Consider the following 16,631-nt stretch of genomic DNA (forward strand, 5'->3'; position numbering starts at 1 on the left):
AAAAAAAAAAGAGTGGTGGTGGCGTGCGTCAGGTGTGAATCAGAGACAGGCCGTCCTCCCACCGGACCCGCCTGGTACGCCACTCCGACCCTTGCCTACGCCCAAGAGCTCGGCCTCTCCGTCCGGCCCACCGAGGCCTGGCTCCGCCCGGACCACGGCCCGTACCTCGACGCCTGGTACACCCGCCTGCGCGACGCGTACATGGCGACGATGGCGGAACTCGGCGTGCACGCGTCCCTCACGGACCCCGAGTTCCTCACGGCGATGACCGAGTACAGGAGCCGGAACACGCACCAGGCCGCGGTCCTGTCCGCGATCAAGTCCACCGTCAAGGGCGGCATCGGCAAGCTCCGCGAGCGCCCGCAGGGAGCCGGCTACCGCCCCGGTGAAAGCTGGCCGGCCCTGGAGCGCCCCACCTGGCGCCCCGACATCCGCGCCGCCGTCATCTCCACGGCCCGCGTCAACATGCACCGCAAGATGCGCAAGCTCGCGACGGAGGCCGGCGAGTACCCCATCGCCGTCCTCTCCGACTGCGCGGTCTACCTCTCCGACGGCCCCAGCCCGCTCGACTTCCTCCCCCGCACCCCCGACGGCAAGCCGCTGCCCGGCGGATTCCGCCTCGGTGTCAGCCCCGGCATGGTCAAGCACGAGGGCACCCAGCCCCTCCTGTGGGCCGTCCAGATGCTCGACGAACGACACAACCCGGCCCGCCACATCAAGGGCCACGACGCCGCGGCCGACGGAGAGTAAGAGCCACCCATGTCCGAGATCAGCGACAGCCTCGACCGCGCCGACGAACAGAACTTCACCCGCCCCATCCCGAAATCTGCGGGCGCCCAGATCCGCTACCTCGTGAAGCAGCTCAAATCCACCAAGGCCGTGGCGGACCTCCTCGCCATCTCCCGGCGCACGGTCGAGCGGTACGTGAAGGACCAGATCAAGCAGCCCAAGCCGGCCCTCTCCACCCGCCTGGAGCGCGAAGTACGCCGCCGCTGGCAGCCGCTGGTCCGCAAGCGGGCCCGTGCCAAGGCCGCGCGGCAGACCGGCCTGGTCATCGAGACCCGCGCGCGCTTCGGCTTCAGCGCCGCCCCCGGCACCACCGACGACGGCCGGATGCGCCGCATCACCCAGCACCTCCCCCCGGAGTACGCCTCCCGCCTCTTCGCCGCCCAGGAGGCCGGGGCCAACGAGGCCCAGCTGCGCCACATCGCCGCCGAAGGCCTCCAGGAGATCTACTTCAAGGACCACGGCGCCCGCGCCCAGGGACTCCTCGTCGAGTTCACCGACATCGACTACATCGAGCTCGACTTCTAGCAGGGTCGGAAGAGAATCCCCGACCGGTGAAACAGCAGTGGGGCAGCCCTGATGGCCCGTCAAACAGCGACGTTCGCGCAAACTTCGCAGCTTGCGTTCGTCAACGACACCGTGGGCGTCACACCCATGACCCACCATGGATTCGGCGTCATGCTGTTCACCTTCGCGGACGACCGCATCAGCGAAGTATCCGTCGTCATGACCCCCGCCGGCGTGGCCGGTCTCGACATCCTCGCGCCCTGAAGCCTGCGCTCACCGTGGGCCCCTCCTCCCACGCCTCCCCTCCGACCGGGATCCGGCGCCGACCGGCCTGGGCCGGCCGCAACTACACCCTGCTGACGGGTGCGGCGGTCGTGACGAACCTCGGGAGCCACGGAGCGCTCATCGCGGCCACCTTCGCGGTGATGGAGTCCGGCGGCTCGACCGGCGACGTCGGCCTGGTGGCCGCCGCCCGCACGCTGCCGCTCGTCCTCTTCCTCCTCATCGGCGGGGCCATCGCCGACCGGGTGCCGCGCCACCGCGTCATGGTCGCGGCCAACGCCCTGAACTGCCTCTCGCAGGCAGCCTTCGCCGTCCTCGTCCTGACCGGCGACCCACAGCTGTGGCAGATGATGCTGCTCACCGCGCTGTGCGGCACCGGTACGGCCTTCTTCAACCCGGCCGCCGAGGGCATGCTCCTGTCCAGCGTCTCCGGCGAGCACGCCAACCGCGCCTTCGCCCTGTTCCGGATGGCCATGAACGGCGCCGGCATCGGCGGCGCGGCCCTCGGCGGAGCCATGGCCGCCACGATCGGCACCGGCTGGGTCCTCGCCGTGGACGCCGCCGCCTTCGCCGTCGCCGGAGCCCTGCGGGCCTTCCTCGACGTCGGCGACATCGCCGACCGGGCCCCCGGCGGCGGCCTGCTGGCGGACCTGCGCGAGGGCTGGGTGGAGTTCAGGAGCCGCCCCTGGCTGTGGAGCATCGTGCTCCAGTTCTCCGTCGTCGTCGCGGTCGTCGGCGCCGCGGACGCGGTCTACGGACCCATGGTCGCCCGCGACCACCTGGGCGGGCCGCTTCCCTGGGGCCTGGCCCTGGCCTTCTTCGGCATCGGCACCATCGGCGGGGCCGTCCTGATGATGGCCTGGAAGCCGCGCCGCCTGCTCCTGGTGGGCACCCTGTGCGTGTTCCCGCTGGCGCTGCCCGCGGCCGGGCTGGCCGTGCCGCTGCCGGTGTGGGGCCTGTGCGCGGTGATGTTCGTGAGCGGCGCGGCCATCGAGGTCTTCGGCGTGAACTGGATGACGACGATGCACCAGGAGATCCCGGAGGACAAGTTCTCCCGGGTCTCCGCCTACGACTGGTTCGGCTCGGTCTCCATGCTCCCGCTGGCCACGGCCCTCGCGGGCCCGGTGGAGTCCGCCATCGGCCGCACCTCGGCCCTCTGGGGCTGCGCGGCCCTGGTCGTCACGGTCACCGCCGCGGTCCTCGTGGTCCCCGACGTCCGGCGGATGACCCGCAAACAACCGAAAACCGTCCCCGCCGGCCCTCCCGCCCACCGAACCGCCGGCCGAGGCGGCGGGAGCGGACGACGCGCCCGCCGGCGCACCGGACGCGACGACGACGAAGTGGACGGGGACGACGTGACCGCGATCGAAGGGGAACCCCGTGGCGTCGAAGCGGCGGCCGCGCCGACCGGGTTCGGCCGCGGCTGGCACAGGCTGGGACTCGCCTCCTCCTTCGAGGACGGCGCCCCGCACGAGGTCGAGGCCTTCGGGACCAAGCTCGTCGTCTTCCAGGGCGCCGACAGCGCGGAGCTCGCCGTCCTGAACGCCCACGGCCCCCACAAGGGGGAGAGGGGGGGCAGCGTCAGAGGGGTATAAGAGACAGGGGGTTCGGGGACGTAGGGGGCGGTGCCGATGCCGAGGGCGAGGTTGCGGGTGTACGTGCGGCCGAGGGCTTCGGCTTCGCCGTCGGAGTCGACTTGGGTGAAGTCGACTTCGAAGAGGTCGCGTTCGGGGTTCCAGCGGACGGCGTCGACCTGGTGGACGAAATGGAGTCCGGGCAGGCGGCCGGCGACCCAGCGGCAGTAGGCGTCGTATTCGGCGCGCTGGATGTGGAAGCGCTCGGCGAAGTAGAAGGGGAAGAGTCGTTCCTTGTGCTTGAGGTAGCTGAGGAAGGACCAGGGGCTGGCGGGGTCGGCGAGGGTGACGAGGTCGGCGAGGAAGGGGACTTGGAGGGTGGCTCCGTCGATGAGGAGTCCGGGGTGCCAGCGGAAGTCGCGGCGCTGGTCGTAGAAGGCGGTGGCGAGCTCTCCGGCGCCTTGGTGGGGGAGGCCGTGGGCGAGGGCGGCGAGGGAGAGGTTGAAGGGGCCGATGCCGATTCCGACGAGGTCGTGGGGTGCATCGAGCTGGGCGGTCATCGGTGGGTGCTGCCTTCCAGGAGGTTCACGAGGGCGTCCAGGTCCCCTGCCGTGGCGTGGGGGTTGAGGAGGGTGGCTTTGAGCCACAGGCGGCCGTCGGCGGTGGCCCGGCCCAGTACGGCGGTGCCGCCGTGGAGGTGGGTGCGGCGCAGGGCGGCGATCGCGGTGTCGTCGGCGTGGGTGGGCCGGAAGAGGACGGTGCTGATGGTGGGCGCCGTGTGGAGTTCGAAGGCGGGGTGTTCTTCGAGGAGTCGGGCGAGTTGCCCGGCGAGTGCGCAGGTGCGGTCGATGAGGCGGGTGAGGCCGTCGCGGCCGAGGGAGCGCAGGGTTGCCGCGATTTTGAGGGCGTCGGCGCGGCGGGTGGTGCGCAGGGAGCGGCCGAGGAGGTCGGGTAGGCCCGCGTCGGTGTCGTCCTGGGCGTTGAGGTAGTCGGCTTGGTGGGCGAGGGGTTTCAGCCGGGCGGTGTCGGCGACGGTGAGGATTCCGGCGGCGACGGGTTGCCAGCCGAGTTTGTGCAGGTCGAGGGTGATGGAGTGGGCGCGGTGCAGGCCGGTGAGTTTGTGCCGGTGGCGGGGGCTGAAGTGGAGGAGGCCGCCGTAGGCGGCGTCGATGTGGAGGTCGGCGCCGTGCTGTTGGCAGAGGTCGGCGAGGGGGCCGAGGGGGTCGATGAGGCCGGCGTCGGTGGTGCCGGCGGTGGCGGTGACGAGGACGGGGCCCTGGGCGGCGGAGAAGCCGTAGGTGCGGGCGAGGACGCGCAGCGGCAGCAGCATGGCGTACTAGCCGACGATGTCGCAGGAGCCCCTGCCGGACAGGTGGTCGATCAGGTCGTCGGCGAACCGCTCGGCGTGGCCCTTGAGTTCGAAGGGGTCGACGGATTCGAGGGCTTCGGAGATGACGGCGGCGCGTTCCCGGTGGCGTTCGCCGACGGTGTAGAGGATCGAGGGCTGCTTGCGCCCCGAACACCCCGCCCCGGACACCCGCTGCCCCAGGCGTATCGGCCCGCTTCACCGCGGCATGCCGCTGACCGAGGCCGAGGATCTCCGGGGTCCGGGACGCCCGCAACCGCCACCCGGATGAGACCGGACGCCGACGGCTACCCCCACGCTTGGAACGGCTTGGAGCCGGCCATCACCCGACGCGTCGTCAGCGGAATCCCCGGTCCGCCCGGCCGGTGGGGTTCATCCGGCCGCGCGGAGTCGGGTGGCGGCCGCTTCCGCCTCCCGTACGACGCGGTTCGTGTCGATGTCCACGAGCCGGCCGTCGAACTTCAGGGGCCGTCCGTCCACGAACACGGCGTCGACGTTCTCGGGCCGCCCGTTGAAGACGGTCTGGCCGACCCAGTCGAAGCGCGGCGCGAAGTTCAGGGCAGCCGGATCGACGACCACGACGTCGGCACGCTTCCCTGGGGTCAGGGAACCCACCCGGTCGCTGATCCCGAGGGCCTCGGCGCCGCCCAGCGTTGCCATCCGCAGGACGTCGTGCACCTGCGGGAAGATCCCGGCCTCCGTCGCCCGGGCGCGCTGCAGGCCGATGGCCGTCTTCATCAGCGCGTGGAAGTCCGAGCTGTCGTTGGTTCCGCCGTCCAGGCCGAGGCCGACCTTGACGCCCCGCCGGCCGAACTCGGACAGCCGCATGATGCCGGAGGCCAGCCGCATGTTGCTGAGCGGGCAGTGGGCCGCGCGCACGTCGTGCGCGGCGACGGCGGCGATCTCGTCGTCGGTCAGGTGGATCGCGTGGTTGATCAGGAGCCGCGGACCGAGGGCTCCGATGTCGGTGAGGACTCCGATGGGGTCGTCGGCGCGCTGCTCGGGGCGTTCCAGGACGTGGGAGTTGAGCATGACCCCGAGATCCTGGGCGGCTTCCCAGTGGGCGTGGTTGAGGTGTTGGACGGCGCGCGCCGCGTGTGTGGCGACCTGGAAGCCGGCGAGCGGAACGGGGTCGACCAGCTCCTTCTTCACCTTCGTGACCAGCGCGGGGTCGGCTTCGGAAGGGAACATCGCGTAGGTGAACCGCACTCCGGTTCCGGCCAGGGCCCGTACGTAGCTCTCGATGAGGTCAAACGAGAAGATGTCCACCCAGTCCACGAGGGTGGTCACGCCTGACTGGACGGCGTCGAGGGCGGCGAGACGGACGAAGCTGTGCAGGGCCTCGGGGGTGAGCCGGCCCCGCTGGGGGTCGGTACATCGAGCGAACCAGCCGAACAGGTCGCCGTCGGTACAGCCCCCGCGGATCACCGCCTGCCAGAGGTGGGTGTGCGTATCGACGAACCCCGGCATGACCAGCTTGCCCGAAGCGTCCACGATCCAGGTGCCGGGCGGGGTCGGCAGGCCCGTGCCGACGGCGGTGATGGTGCCGTTCCGCATCAGGACGTCGGCGTTCTCGAGGGTGCCGAGGGGGCCTCTGCCGAGGGCCGGGTCCATGGTGAGAGCCAGGGAGGCGCCGCGCAGCAGGACCGTCGGGCCGACCGGGACGCGCGGGGTTTGCGGGCCGCCGTTGTCGGTGGGCCCGGATAACCTCGTAGACGTGTCGTCCCTTGCGCTGTACCGCCGCTACCGCCCCGAGTCGTTCGCCGAGGTCATCGGACAGGAGCATGTCACTGCCCCGCTGATGCAGGCCCTGCGCAACAACCGGGTCAATCACGCGTACCTGTTCAGTGGGCCGCGGGGCTGCGGCAAGACCACCAGCGCGCGCATCCTCGCCCGCTGCCTGAACTGTGAGCAGGGCCCCACGCCGACCCCCTGCGGGGAGTGCCAGTCCTGCAAGGACCTCGCGCGCAACGGGCCGGGTTCCATCGACGTCATCGAGATCGACGCGGCCTCGCACGGTGGTGTCGACGACGCCCGCGACCTGCGCGAGAAGGCCTTCTTCGGGCCCGCCTCCAGCCGCTACAAGATCTACATCATCGATGAGGCGCACATGGTCACCCCGGCGGGCTTCAACGCCCTGCTGAAGGTGGTCGAAGAGCCCCCGGAGCACCTCAAGTTCATCTTCGCCACGACCGAGCCCGAGAAGGTCATCGGCACCATCCGGTCCAGGACGCACCACTATCCGTTCCGGCTCGTGCCCCCCGGCACCCTGCGCACCTACCTCGGCGAGGTCTGCGGCCGCGAGGGCGCCCACGTCGAGGACGGGGTGCTGCCGCTCGTCGTGCGCGCCGGCGCCGGATCCGTCCGCGACTCGATGTCGGTCATGGACCAGCTGCTGGCCGGCGCCGCCGACCAGGGTGTGACGTACGCCATGGCCACCTCGCTCCTCGGGTACACGGACGGCACCCTGCTGGACGCCGTCGTGGACGCCTTCGCCGCCGGGGACGGGGCCGCCGCCTTCGAGATCGTCGACCGGGTGGTGGAGGGCGGCAACGACCCGCGCCGCTTCGTCGCCGACCTGCTGGAGCGGTTGCGCGACCTGGTGATCCTGGCCGCCGTGCCGGACGCCGGGGAGAAGGGGCTCATCGACGCCCCGGCCGATGTCGTGCAGCGGATGCAGGACCAGGCCTCCGTCTTCGGGGCCGCCGAGCTGTCCCGCGCCGCCGATCTGGTCAACACCGGGCTCACCGAGATGCGCGGCGCGACCTCGCCCCGGCTGCAGCTGGAGCTGATCTGCGCCCGCGTGCTGCTGCCCGCCGCCTTCGACGACGAGCGGTCCGTGCAGGCGCGGCTCGACCGACTGGAGCGCGGCGGGGCGGCGGCCGCGGCCGCGGCCTCCCTCGCCGCGGCCCCGGCCCCCGCCATGGGCTACGTACCCGGCCCGGAGGCGCACGCCATGGCCCCCGCGGTCGTACGGGCTCCGGCGCAGCCCGCACCCGCGCCCGCACTCGCACCCGAGCCCGCGCCGATGGCCCCCGCCGCGCTCCAGTCGGTCGAGCCGCGCCTGCACGGACCGCTCGTCGTCGAAGGCGGCGGGCAGCAGCACGCGGGCGCAGATCAGCTCCAGCTGCAGCCGGGGCGAGGCCGCGCCGCGCATCTCGGTGAGCCCGGTGTTGACCAGACTAGTGCTGTGACCGGGAAGGTTCGCCGGGTTGCTCGTGGTGCTGGTTGGAAAGGAGTTCTCCAATCAGCGTGGGGAGGCGGGATGGCGCAACCGGTCCGGGTTCGCGGGCTGACCGAGCAGGAGGGACAGAAACTCCAGAACATCGTCCGGCGGGGAAGTACCAGCTCAGTGCGGTTCCGGCGGGCGATGATGCTGCTGGCCTCGGCCGGCGGCAGCACGGTCCCGGTCATAGCCCGGCTGGTCCAGGCGGACGAAGACACCGTCCGCGACGTGATCCACAAGTTCAACGAGATCGGGCTCGCATGCCTGGACCCTCGCTGGGCGGGAGGCCGTCCCCGCCTTCTCGACCGTGACGACGAGGACTTCGTCGTCCAGACGGCCACCACCCGCCCGACCGTGCTGGGCAAGCCCTTCACCCGCTGGTCCATCCGCAAGCTCGCCGATCACCTGCGACGCAACATCACCCGGCCCGTCCGGATCGGACGGGAGGCACTGCGGTGCTTACTGGCCCGCCGCGGAGTCACCTTCCAGCGAACGAAGACCTGGAAGGAGTCCCCGGATCCGGAATTCGACGCCAAGCTCGCCAGGATCGAGTACGCGATCAACCAGCGGCCCAACCGCACCTTCGCCTTTGACGAGTTCGGCCCGCTCGGTATCCGACCGACCGCCGGCTCTTGCTGGGCCAAGGAGAACCGCCCCGACCGACTGCCGGCCACCTACCGCCGCACCCACGGAATCACCTACTTCCACGGCTGCTACTCCGTCGGAGACGACCAGCTCTGGGGCATCAACCGCAGGCGCAAGGGCATCGACCACACCTGGGCTGCCTTGAGATCGATTCGGGCCGCCCGCCCGGACGGCGCCCCGATCTACGTGATCCTCGACAACCTCTCCGCCCACATGAACTGGCGGATGAAGCGGTGGGCGATGAAGAACAAGGTCGAGTTGTGCTTCACCCCGACCTACGCATCCTGGGCCAACCCCATCGAAGCCCACTTCGGCCCCCTACGGCAGTTCACCCTCGCCAACTCACACCACCCCAACCACACCGCCCAGACCCGGGCCCTGCATGCCTACTTACGCTGGCGCAACCGAAACGCCCGCCACCCCGACGTGCTCGCAGCACAGCGGCGCGAACGCGCCCGCATCCGCAGCGAGAGAGGCGTCCGCTTCGGCGGACGGACCCGTACTGAAGCGGCCTGACCTCACCGCATGGACCACCGGAACTGCTCGTCCGGTTCCTCCCGCCGCTCCAGCACTCCTGCGGCGGCCAGTTGCAGAAGCACCTCATGCAGAGCATTCCCCAACGGGTTATCCGTCCAGAACACGCCCTTGACCTGCGTGAACGTCTGGGACTCGCTGAAGATCCCCAGCGAGCGGCCCACCACGAAGGCGGCACCGTCCCAATCCGTCCACTCAGCCAGCCCCTCAGAAAGATCCACGGAGCGATCCTGCCAGCACAGCATCAGACCCGGTGAACCTTTCCGGTCACAGCACTAGAGACGTCCCCGGGGTAGCTCGTCGGCAGCGTCAGATGTGTATAAGAGGCCGTGTGGAGGGTGCGGGACGCGGGGTCGTACGGGGTTGACCCGGGTCGGGGGCGCTGGCAGTCTCCGGGACATGTCCGCGAACGAGATCCTCGCCCCGCGGCTCCGCACCCCCGGCTCCTGTACCGCGCCGGGCGAGTGTCAGGGCCGCTGTCCGGCCCGCCGCCGCCACGCCTGAGAGGCGCCGCCCCGGCGCTCCGCCGGCCGCCCGTTCCCGTTGACGCCCGCTCCTTCCCGTCGATCCCCTCGGACCCGGGATCCTCTCGCGGTGTCGCGGGTCGCCCCCTGTCGGACGGTTCCGTTCCGGTCGAGTCCGTTCCGTTCCGGTCGAGTCCGATCCGTTCCGGTCGGGTCCGATCCGGTCCGGTCCGTCGCGTGGTGATCCGCCCGGCCGCGGCCTGCCACCGCCACCACCTCAGCCGTCTCCACCCGCACCCCCGCGCCGCCCCCCTTCGCTCACCTTCATTTCTTCCGCTGCGGAAATAAACAAGGAGCCATCATGACCACCGCCACCCGCACCGACATCACCGTCACCAAGATCGGCGGCCGCATAGGCGCCGAGATCGGCGGGGTCCGCCTCGGCGGCGAGCTCGGGGCCGAGGACGTCGCCGGCATCAGGGCCGCGCTGCTCGCCCACAAGGTCGTCTTCTTCCGCGGCCAGGACCACCTCGACGAAGACGGCCACGAAGCCTTCGCCGAGCTGCTCGGCGCCCCCGTCGCGCACCCCACCGTGCCGTCCGCCGACGGCCGCTACGCCCTCGGCATCGACTCCCACCACGGAGCCCGCGCCAACCAGTGGCACACGGACGTCACCTTCGTCCCCGCCTACCCCGCCTTCTCCATCCTGCGCGCCGTCACCATCCCCCCGTACGGCGGCGACACCCTGTGGGCCAACACCGCCACCGCCTACGACAGCCTCCCCGAGCCGCTGCGCGCCCTGGCCGACAGCCTGCGCGCCGTGCACTCCAACGAGTACGACTACGCCGCCCTGCGTCCCGACGCCCTGCCCGAGGCGCTCGCCCAGTACCGCGAGGTCTTCACCTCCACCACGTTCCTCACCGAGCACCCGGTGGTCCGCGTCCACCCCGAGACCGGCGAGCGCACCCTGCTGCTCGGCAACTTCGTCCAGCGGATCAACGGCCTCACCGGCCGGGACTCGCGCCTGCTCCAGGACCTCTTCCAGGCCCACATCGAGAGCCCCGAGAACACCGTCCGCTGGCAGTGGCAGGCCGGCGACGTCGCCATCTGGGACAACCGCGCCACCCAGCACTACGGCGTCGACGACTCCGACGACCACGAGCGCACCCTGCGCCGCGTCACCGTCGACGGCGACGTCCCGGTCGGGCCGGACGGGGTCCCGTCCCGGCTGATCAGCCCGGAGACCGTGCCCGACCCGTCCTTCGGCATCGCCTCCGGAGCCTCCGCCTCCGCCTCCGCCCCGACCTCCACCGCTCGAAGGGCGGGGCGGAATCATGGGCAGCGGCGAGCACGGCGGCGGTGGGATCGGCAGGGTGCTGCGGGCTCCTGTGCAGGGGCGGACCTGGCGGGAGTTCGGGTACCTGATGCTCGGGCTGCCGCTCAGCACGCTCTACTTCTCGCTCGCCGTCGCGGGCGTCAGCCTCGGCGCCGGACTGCTCGTCACCTTCCTCGGAGTCCCGGTCCTCGCCGGGGTGCTCGCCATGTGCCGCGGCTTCGGCCGCATCGAGCGGGCCCGGGTGCGCGGCCTGCTGGGCCACGACATCGCCGAGCCCGCGCCGATCCGGGCGAAGAAGCCCGGGCCGATCGCCGCCATGGGGGCGCTGCTGAAGAGCGGGAGCGCCTGGCGGCACGTGCTGTACTCCGTGATCCACTTCCCGTGGGCGGTCTTCGGCTTCTGCGTGGCCCTGGTGTTCTGGGCCTACGGCTGGGCCATGCTGCTCTACCCCCTCTGGTTCTGGGTCTTCCCCGCCTACACCGACCAGCCGGGCCTGCAGCTCTTCCAGAACGCCGACTACTCCTTCTACCTGGACTCGCCCCTTGCGATCGCCCTGACCTGCGCGATCGGGCTCGCCTTCACGCTGGCCACCCCCTGGGTCGTCCGGGCCCTGACCACCGTCGACCGGCTGCTCGTCGTCGGGCTGCTCGGCCCGTCCCGGCTGGACCACCGCGTCAGCGAGCTGGAGTCCGACCGCGGGGTCGTCGTCGACACCGCCGCCGCCGATCTGCGGCGCATCGAGCGGGACCTGCACGACGGGGCGCAGGCCCGGCTGGTGGCCCTGGCCATGGACCTCGGGCTGGCGAAGGAGAAGCTCACCGAGGACCCGCGGGCCGCGGCCCGCATGGTCGACGAGGCGCACGGCGAGGTGAAGATCGCCCTGCAGGAGCTGCGCGACCTCGCCCGCGGGATCCACCCGGCGGTGCTCACCGACCGCGGCCTGGACGCGGCACTGTCCTCGGTGGCCGCCCGGTGCGCCGTGCCGGTACGGGTGGCCGTGGACCTGCCCGCGCGTCCGGCGGCGGCGATCGAGGGGATCGCGTACTTCACCGTCTCCGAGCTGCTCCAGAACATCAGCAAGCACGCGGGGGCCCGTACGGCCTCCGTCGACGTGTGGAAGTCCGGCGAGCGGCTGCTGATCCAGGTCACCGACGACGGCCGGGGCGGAGCCGGTGCCGATGCCCTGGCCGGGTCGGGACTGGCCGGGCTGGCCGAGCGGCTGGACGCGGTGGACGGGGTGCTGGTCGTGGACTCCCCCGTGGGCGAGGGCACCACCGTGACCGCCGAGCTCCCCTGGCGCGCCTGACACACCCCGCCGGCAGCCGTCGGCACCCCGCCGCAACCCCGCCGGCACCCCCCGACACCCCCCGCCCGGACCCCGCCGACCCACCGCCGGGACCCCGCCGCCGCAACCCCCCCCCGGGACCCCGCCGCGCCCCGCCCGGCCCCCCCCCGCCCCGCCCCCCCCCCCCCCGGTGGGGCCCACGGGGCTGACCCTGGCCGCTGTCGCGAGCGAGGTCGGGCTGGTGCCCGCCACGCTCGTCCAGCGGTTCGGGTCCAAGCGGGGCCTGCTCCTGGCGCTCGCCGAGCGGTCCGCGAAGGAGGCGGGCGAGCTGGCCGGCCGAGTGCGCGGGGCCCACGCATCGGCGCTCGGGGCCCTGGCCGCGCTGACGGTGGAATCGGCGGCCGTGATGGCCACCCCGGAGACCTTCGCCAACCACCTGGCCTTCCTGTGCACGGACCTCACGGATCCACAGCTCCACGCGCACGCCCTGGCCGTCCACCGCGCCCAGGGTGCGGCCATCGGGGAGCTGCTGGCGGAGGCGGCCGGTACCGGCGAACTCCGCGCCGGAACCGATGTGGCGGCACTGTCCCGCACCGTGCAGACGGTCATCGCCGGAGCCGGCCTGACGTGGGCGCTCGAACGCCGCGGCACCCTCGCGCAGCGGCTCCGGGAAGAACTCGACATCGCGCTGTCCCCACACCTTCCGCACCCTCCGCATCCTCCGCACCTTCCGCATCGACACGGCCACGATCTGGAGGTGTCATGACGACCGGTACGCGACTCCTGGCGGGGAAGGTGGCCCTCGTCGCCGGCGGCACCCGGGGCGGCGGGCGGGGCATCGCCGTCGAGCTCGGCGCCGCCGGCGCGACGGTGTACGTCACCGGCCGCAGCAGCGCCGCCGGGCGCTCGGACCTGGACCGCCCGGAAACCATCGAGGAGACCGCCCGGAGGGTCACCGCGGCCGGCGGCCTCGGCATCCCCGCCCGTACCGACCACAGCCGTCCCGACGAGGTCCGCGCCCTGGTCGAACGGATCGCCGCCGAGCAGGACGGACGGCTCGACGTCCTCGTCAACTCCGTATGGGGCGGAGACCCGTTGACCGACTGGGAGCACCCCCTGTGGGAGCAGGACCTGGAGACCGGCCTCCGACTGGTGCGGCAGGCGGTGGAGACCCATGTGATCACCAGCCGGTTCGCGCTGCCGCTGATGGTCGCGCGCGGGGGCGGGCTGGTCGTGGAGGTCACCGACGGCAACACCGCCCGCTACCGCGGCTCCTTCTTCTACGACCTGGCCAAGTCCGCGGTGATCCGCCTCGCGGTCGCCCAGGCGGCCGAGCTGAAGCCCCACGGGGTCGCGGCGGTGGCGATCACCCCCGGTTTCCTGCGTTCGGAGGCCCTGTTGGAGCACTTCGGAGTCACGGAGGCCAACTGGCGCGAGGCCGTGGCCCAGGACCCGGACTTCGCCCACTCCGAAACCCCCGCCTACCTGGGGCGGGCGGTCGCCGCGCTGGCGGCCGACCCCCACGTCATGGCCAAGACCGGCCGGGCGCTGGCCACCTGGGGCCTGTACGGGGAGTACGGGTTCACCGACGCGGACGGCACCCAGCCGGACTTCGCCGCCCACTGGGCCGAGAGCCTGGAAGAGCGGTACGGGCCGCTGGGGGACCCGCTGTGACACCCCCGCCCCGCCCGTGCCGCGTTGCGCTTCGGCGCCAACTACACGCCGACGCGCGGCTGGTTCCACCACTGGCTCGACTTCGATCTCGACGAGGTCAGGGCCGACCTCGACTCGATCGCCGGCCTCGGCCTGGACCACGTGCGGGTCTTCCCGTTGTGGCCGGTGTTCCAGCCGAACCGGACGCTGATCCGGCCGCGCGCCGTCGAGCAGCTCGTCGCGCTCGCCGACGCGGCCGCCGAGCGCGGGCTCGACGTCAACGTGGACGGACTGCAGGGCCACCTGTCGAGCTTCGACTTCCTGCCCGCCTGGACCGGGACCTGGCACCGCCGGAACATCTTCAGCGACCCGCAGGTACTCGCCGGTCAGGAGGAGTACCTGCGCACCCTCGCCGCCGCCCTCGCGGACCGGCCGAACTTCCTCGGCATGACCGTCGGCAACGAGGTCAACCAGTTCTCCGACGACCCCCACCCCTCCCCCGACCGGATCACGCGGGAGCAGGCCGGCCGGTGGCTCGAGCGGATGCTCGCCGCCTGCGAGCGGGGCGCGCCCGACCGTCTGCACCTGCACGCCGAGTACGACGCCGCCTGGTACCAGGACGGGCACCCCTTCACCGCGGCCCAGGCGGCCCGGCTCGGCGGAGCGACCGCCGTGCACTCCTGGGTGTTCAACGGCACCGCCCAGCGCCACGGCCGGACCGGGACGGCCACCGAGCACCACGCGGCGTACCTGATCGAACTCTCCAAGGCCTGGGCCCTCGACCCGCACCGCCCGGTCTGGCTCCAGGAGGTGGGCGCGCCCGCGCCGCTGATCGGGCCCGGGCACGCGGCCTCCTTCACCGAGGCGACCGTGGCGAACGCCCTGGACTGCGCGGACGTGTGGGGCGTGACCTGGTGGTGCTCGCACGACGTGTCGCGGGAGCTCGCGGACTTCCCGGAGCTGGAGTACGGCCTCGGGCTGCTCACCAACGACCGCCGGGTCAAGCCCGCCGGCGAGGTCATCGCCCGGATCGCCGGGGAGTGGCGGGGCCGCGCACACCGCCCGGCGGTGCGCTCCACCGCGCTCGCCGTGGACGTCGGCGGCGCCGAGGCCGCGCCGGACCGCTCGGTGTGCGCGCCCGGCGGGGCGTTCTTCGAGGCCTGGGCGGAGCTCACCGCCCAGGGGGTCCGGCCGGCGGTGGTCCTGGCCGAACTCGCCGGGGACGCGGAGCACTTGGCCGCGCGCGGCATCACCGAGGTACTGCACGTGTCCGATGTGACCGACGTGTCCGACGTCCCCGTCCGGGACTGACCGGAACGACACCGCCTGGAGGAGAACCCGTATGCCCGAGACCGACAACGGCGTCGACCCGCGCACCGCCCGACCCCCGGCCTCCCCGCGTCCGACCCGGCGCGGGGTGCTGGCCGCGGGAGCCGGGGCCGCCGCCCTGCTCTTACCAGCGGCGGCCCCGGCCCCCGCGGCCCCGGCCGCGCCGGCCGCGGGGGCCGGGGCCGCCGCTGGTAAGAGATTTGTATAAGGGACAGGGAGAAGAGGGCGTCATCGGTCATGAGCGGGTGGACCTTCGTAGGGGCAACGCCAGACGGGACTCTCCGCCACCGGGGCGGGTTCGGTCAGCGGGCTCGCCCCGGTGCGGACGCAGTGGGTGCGTGGGGGACGGATAGAGCCGTCGGCCCCGCGGCGGCGGTAGGAAGCGCGAGGACGCTGACGGTGGCGGTCACTCCGTCGGAGGTGAGGCGGATGCGGTCCTGGGGCGGGCCGCCGTCGAAGGCCGGTGGCGCAGTGGCGGGGTCGCGTGTGATGAGGCCTTTGACCTCCAGAGAGCGCAGGGTGCCGATGCGGACGACGCCGGTGCGACTGTGTACGTACTCCCGTGCCTGACTCTGGGTGACCACGACCTGGCCGAGGGCGGTTGCGTGGAGCGCGGCGAGTTCGGCGGCGTTAAGGCCGGCGGTGGCCGATTGGGCGGTCGGGTGCCGGCGTTGCGTCTCGCGGGCGATACCGGTGGCGGAGGCGAGCGCGGCTTCCGGCGCGAGCGCGGTCAGCTCCCGCGCCAGCTGCATCTGCCGGTTCACGGAGTCGGGCAGGCTGGTGCCGTCAGGGTCTGCGAGGGCGGCACCGGTGACTGCTGCCTGGGCTTCGCTCAGATGGTGGGCTGCTCCACCGCTGAGATAGGCGAGCTGTTTGATGCGGACGGTGGCCTCGACCATTGCGGCGTTCAGGTAGGGCCACTGGTCGTGGACGGCTTGGATAGACGCCAGGGCTGCACGCGTCAGGCGCGCAACCGAGGCGGAGTGGGCGCCCAAGGCGGGGCCGGATGCGGCAGTGGGCCGGAAGAGGCTGAGCGCGTCGTTGAACCGGGTGTAGTCGGCGGCCAGATCGAGAAGTTGCTCGGACGGGGGGCGCGAGGCGGGTACGTCGAACAGGAGGACATCGGTGGGTGAGCTCATGGGCAAGGAGGGCCTTCGGTCTGTGGCTGGGACTGCCGGGTCAGTGCCGTGTCGGCCCTGACGTTGCGGAGGGGCTGGGCGGCAGACGGACGGCCTGGACCGGGGTGGAGGGCCTTCTGGTCTTGAGGGACGGTGCCAACTCGCGCAGCTCAGCGGTCATGTGCTGGGCACCGTCTTCCACCATGGCGAGGCGGATGGCCACGTGATCCGGCAGCTTGTGGCTGTGGGTGTACCGGGCCCGCTGGATGAGTGCGACGGCGGCATCCATCTGCGCCGCGACCTGTACGAGGACGAGGTCCTGGTCGTCGTCGATCCCCGTGGCCTGGAGCAGCTCGTCCAGAGCGCTCGGCAGCGCGGGACGTTCGATCGGCAGGCCGTACAGCTGGGCGTGCAGGGAGTTGGCGAGGGCGAGTACGGAGCCGCCGGTGCTTCGGTATCCGTAGCGGGGTGCGGCGTTGCGCGTCAGATTGAGGTTGTAGGTGACGGCTGTTGCTTATACACATCT

At 72.1% G+C, this 16,631-nt stretch carries 11 protein-coding genes and 5 pseudogenes; 11 read left to right on the forward strand and 5 right to left on the reverse strand.

Annotated elements, in window-relative coordinates; translation table 11 throughout:
- The 3 genes and pseudogenes from DRB96_RS41995 to DRB96_RS42005 form a co-directional block, all read left to right on the forward strand.
- Positions 1-750, forward strand: a pseudogene (locus DRB96_RS41995) (transcriptional regulator); the annotation flags it as partial.
- A 9-nt stretch (positions 751-759) separates the two neighbouring features.
- On the forward strand, positions 760-1,314 hold the full coding sequence (locus DRB96_RS42000) for an XRE family transcriptional regulator (RefSeq protein ID WP_112453043.1): 555 nt from the start codon (positions 760-762) through the stop codon (positions 1,312-1,314).
- A gap of 257 nt (positions 1,315-1,571) precedes the next feature.
- Positions 1,572-2,810, forward strand: a pseudogene (locus tag DRB96_RS42005) (MFS transporter); the annotation flags it as partial.
- Between the two features lie 321 nt (positions 2,811-3,131).
- On the opposite strand, the pseudogene DRB96_RS42010 reads toward DRB96_RS42005, so the two are convergent.
- The 3 genes and pseudogenes from DRB96_RS42010 to DRB96_RS42025 form a co-directional block, all read right to left on the reverse strand.
- Positions 3,132-3,709 (reverse strand): annotated as a pseudogene (locus tag DRB96_RS42010) (SidA/IucD/PvdA family monooxygenase); the annotation flags it as partial.
- A pseudogene (locus tag DRB96_RS42015) lies at positions 3,706-4,665 on the reverse strand (pyridoxal-dependent decarboxylase); the annotation flags it as partial. The pseudogenes DRB96_RS42010 and DRB96_RS42015, both read right to left, overlap by 4 nt.
- A 222-nt stretch (positions 4,666-4,887) precedes the next feature.
- Positions 4,888-6,129: an amidohydrolase family protein gene (locus tag DRB96_RS42025; protein ID WP_239517850.1), complete on the reverse strand. Its 1,242-nt coding sequence runs from the start codon at positions 6,127-6,129 to the stop codon at positions 4,888-4,890.
- A gap of 103 nt (positions 6,130-6,232) precedes the next feature.
- Here DRB96_RS42025 and DRB96_RS42030 point away from each other — a divergent pair, with 103 nt between their 5' ends.
- On the forward strand, positions 6,233-8,902 hold the full coding sequence (locus tag DRB96_RS42030; protein ID WP_112453044.1) for a DNA polymerase III subunit gamma and tau: 2,670 nt from the start codon (positions 6,233-6,235) through the stop codon (positions 8,900-8,902).
- A gap of 2 nt (positions 8,903-8,904) precedes the next feature.
- Here DRB96_RS42030 and DRB96_RS42035 read toward each other — a convergent pair whose 3' ends face one another.
- Positions 8,905-9,141 carry a hypothetical protein gene (locus DRB96_RS42035; protein ID WP_162688966.1) on the reverse strand — a complete coding sequence of 79 codons (237 nt, stop codon included), beginning with the start codon at positions 9,139-9,141 and terminating at the stop codon, positions 8,905-8,907.
- Positions 9,142-9,745: 604 nt separating this feature from the next.
- On the opposite strand from DRB96_RS42035, the pseudogene DRB96_RS42040 reads away from it, so the two are divergent.
- From DRB96_RS42040 to DRB96_RS43590, 6 genes and pseudogenes are all read left to right on the forward strand, one after another.
- Positions 9,746-10,678 (forward strand): annotated as a pseudogene (locus tag DRB96_RS42040) (TauD/TfdA family dioxygenase); the annotation flags it as partial.
- 40 nt (positions 10,679-10,718) lie between these two features.
- Positions 10,719-12,026 (forward strand): sensor histidine kinase, encoded by a 1,308-nt coding sequence (locus DRB96_RS42045; RefSeq protein WP_112453046.1) that lies wholly within the window; start codon positions 10,719-10,721, stop codon positions 12,024-12,026.
- A 169-nt stretch (positions 12,027-12,195) separates the two neighbouring features.
- Positions 12,196-12,771, forward strand: coding sequence for a TetR family transcriptional regulator (locus DRB96_RS42050; RefSeq protein ID WP_112453047.1), 576 nt, complete (start codon positions 12,196-12,198; stop codon positions 12,769-12,771).
- On the forward strand, positions 12,768-13,679 hold the full coding sequence (locus tag DRB96_RS42055) for an SDR family oxidoreductase (protein ID WP_112453048.1): 912 nt from the start codon (positions 12,768-12,770) through the stop codon (positions 13,677-13,679). The genes DRB96_RS42050 and DRB96_RS42055 overlap by 4 nt, the downstream gene beginning before the upstream one ends.
- 24 nt (positions 13,680-13,703) lie before the next feature.
- Positions 13,704-14,969 carry a glycosyl hydrolase gene (locus DRB96_RS42060; RefSeq protein ID WP_112453049.1) on the forward strand — a complete coding sequence of 422 codons (1,266 nt, stop codon included), beginning with the start codon at positions 13,704-13,706 and terminating at the stop codon, positions 14,967-14,969.
- A 31-nt stretch (positions 14,970-15,000) separates the two neighbouring features.
- Positions 15,001-15,195, forward strand: a complete 195-nt coding sequence (locus DRB96_RS43590; protein ID WP_162689172.1) for a hypothetical protein — start codon at positions 15,001-15,003, stop codon at positions 15,193-15,195.
- A gap of 94 nt (positions 15,196-15,289) precedes the next feature.
- Here the strand turns inward: DRB96_RS43590 and DRB96_RS42065 are convergent, their stop codons facing one another.
- Positions 15,290-16,126: a hypothetical protein gene (locus tag DRB96_RS42065; RefSeq protein WP_112453050.1), complete on the reverse strand. Its 837-nt coding sequence runs from the start codon at positions 16,124-16,126 to the stop codon at positions 15,290-15,292.
- 160 nt (positions 16,127-16,286) lie between these two features.
- Here DRB96_RS42065 and DRB96_RS44090 point away from each other — a divergent pair.
- Positions 16,287-16,631, forward strand: a 345-nt coding sequence (locus DRB96_RS44090) for a hypothetical protein (RefSeq protein ID WP_204357963.1), incomplete at its 3' end; no start/stop codon positions are given.

The sequence above is a fragment of the Streptomyces sp. ICC1 genome, assembly GCF_003287935.1.
GTDB classification, from domain to species: Bacteria; Actinomycetota; Actinomycetes; order Streptomycetales; family Streptomycetaceae; genus Streptomyces; species Streptomyces tritrimontium.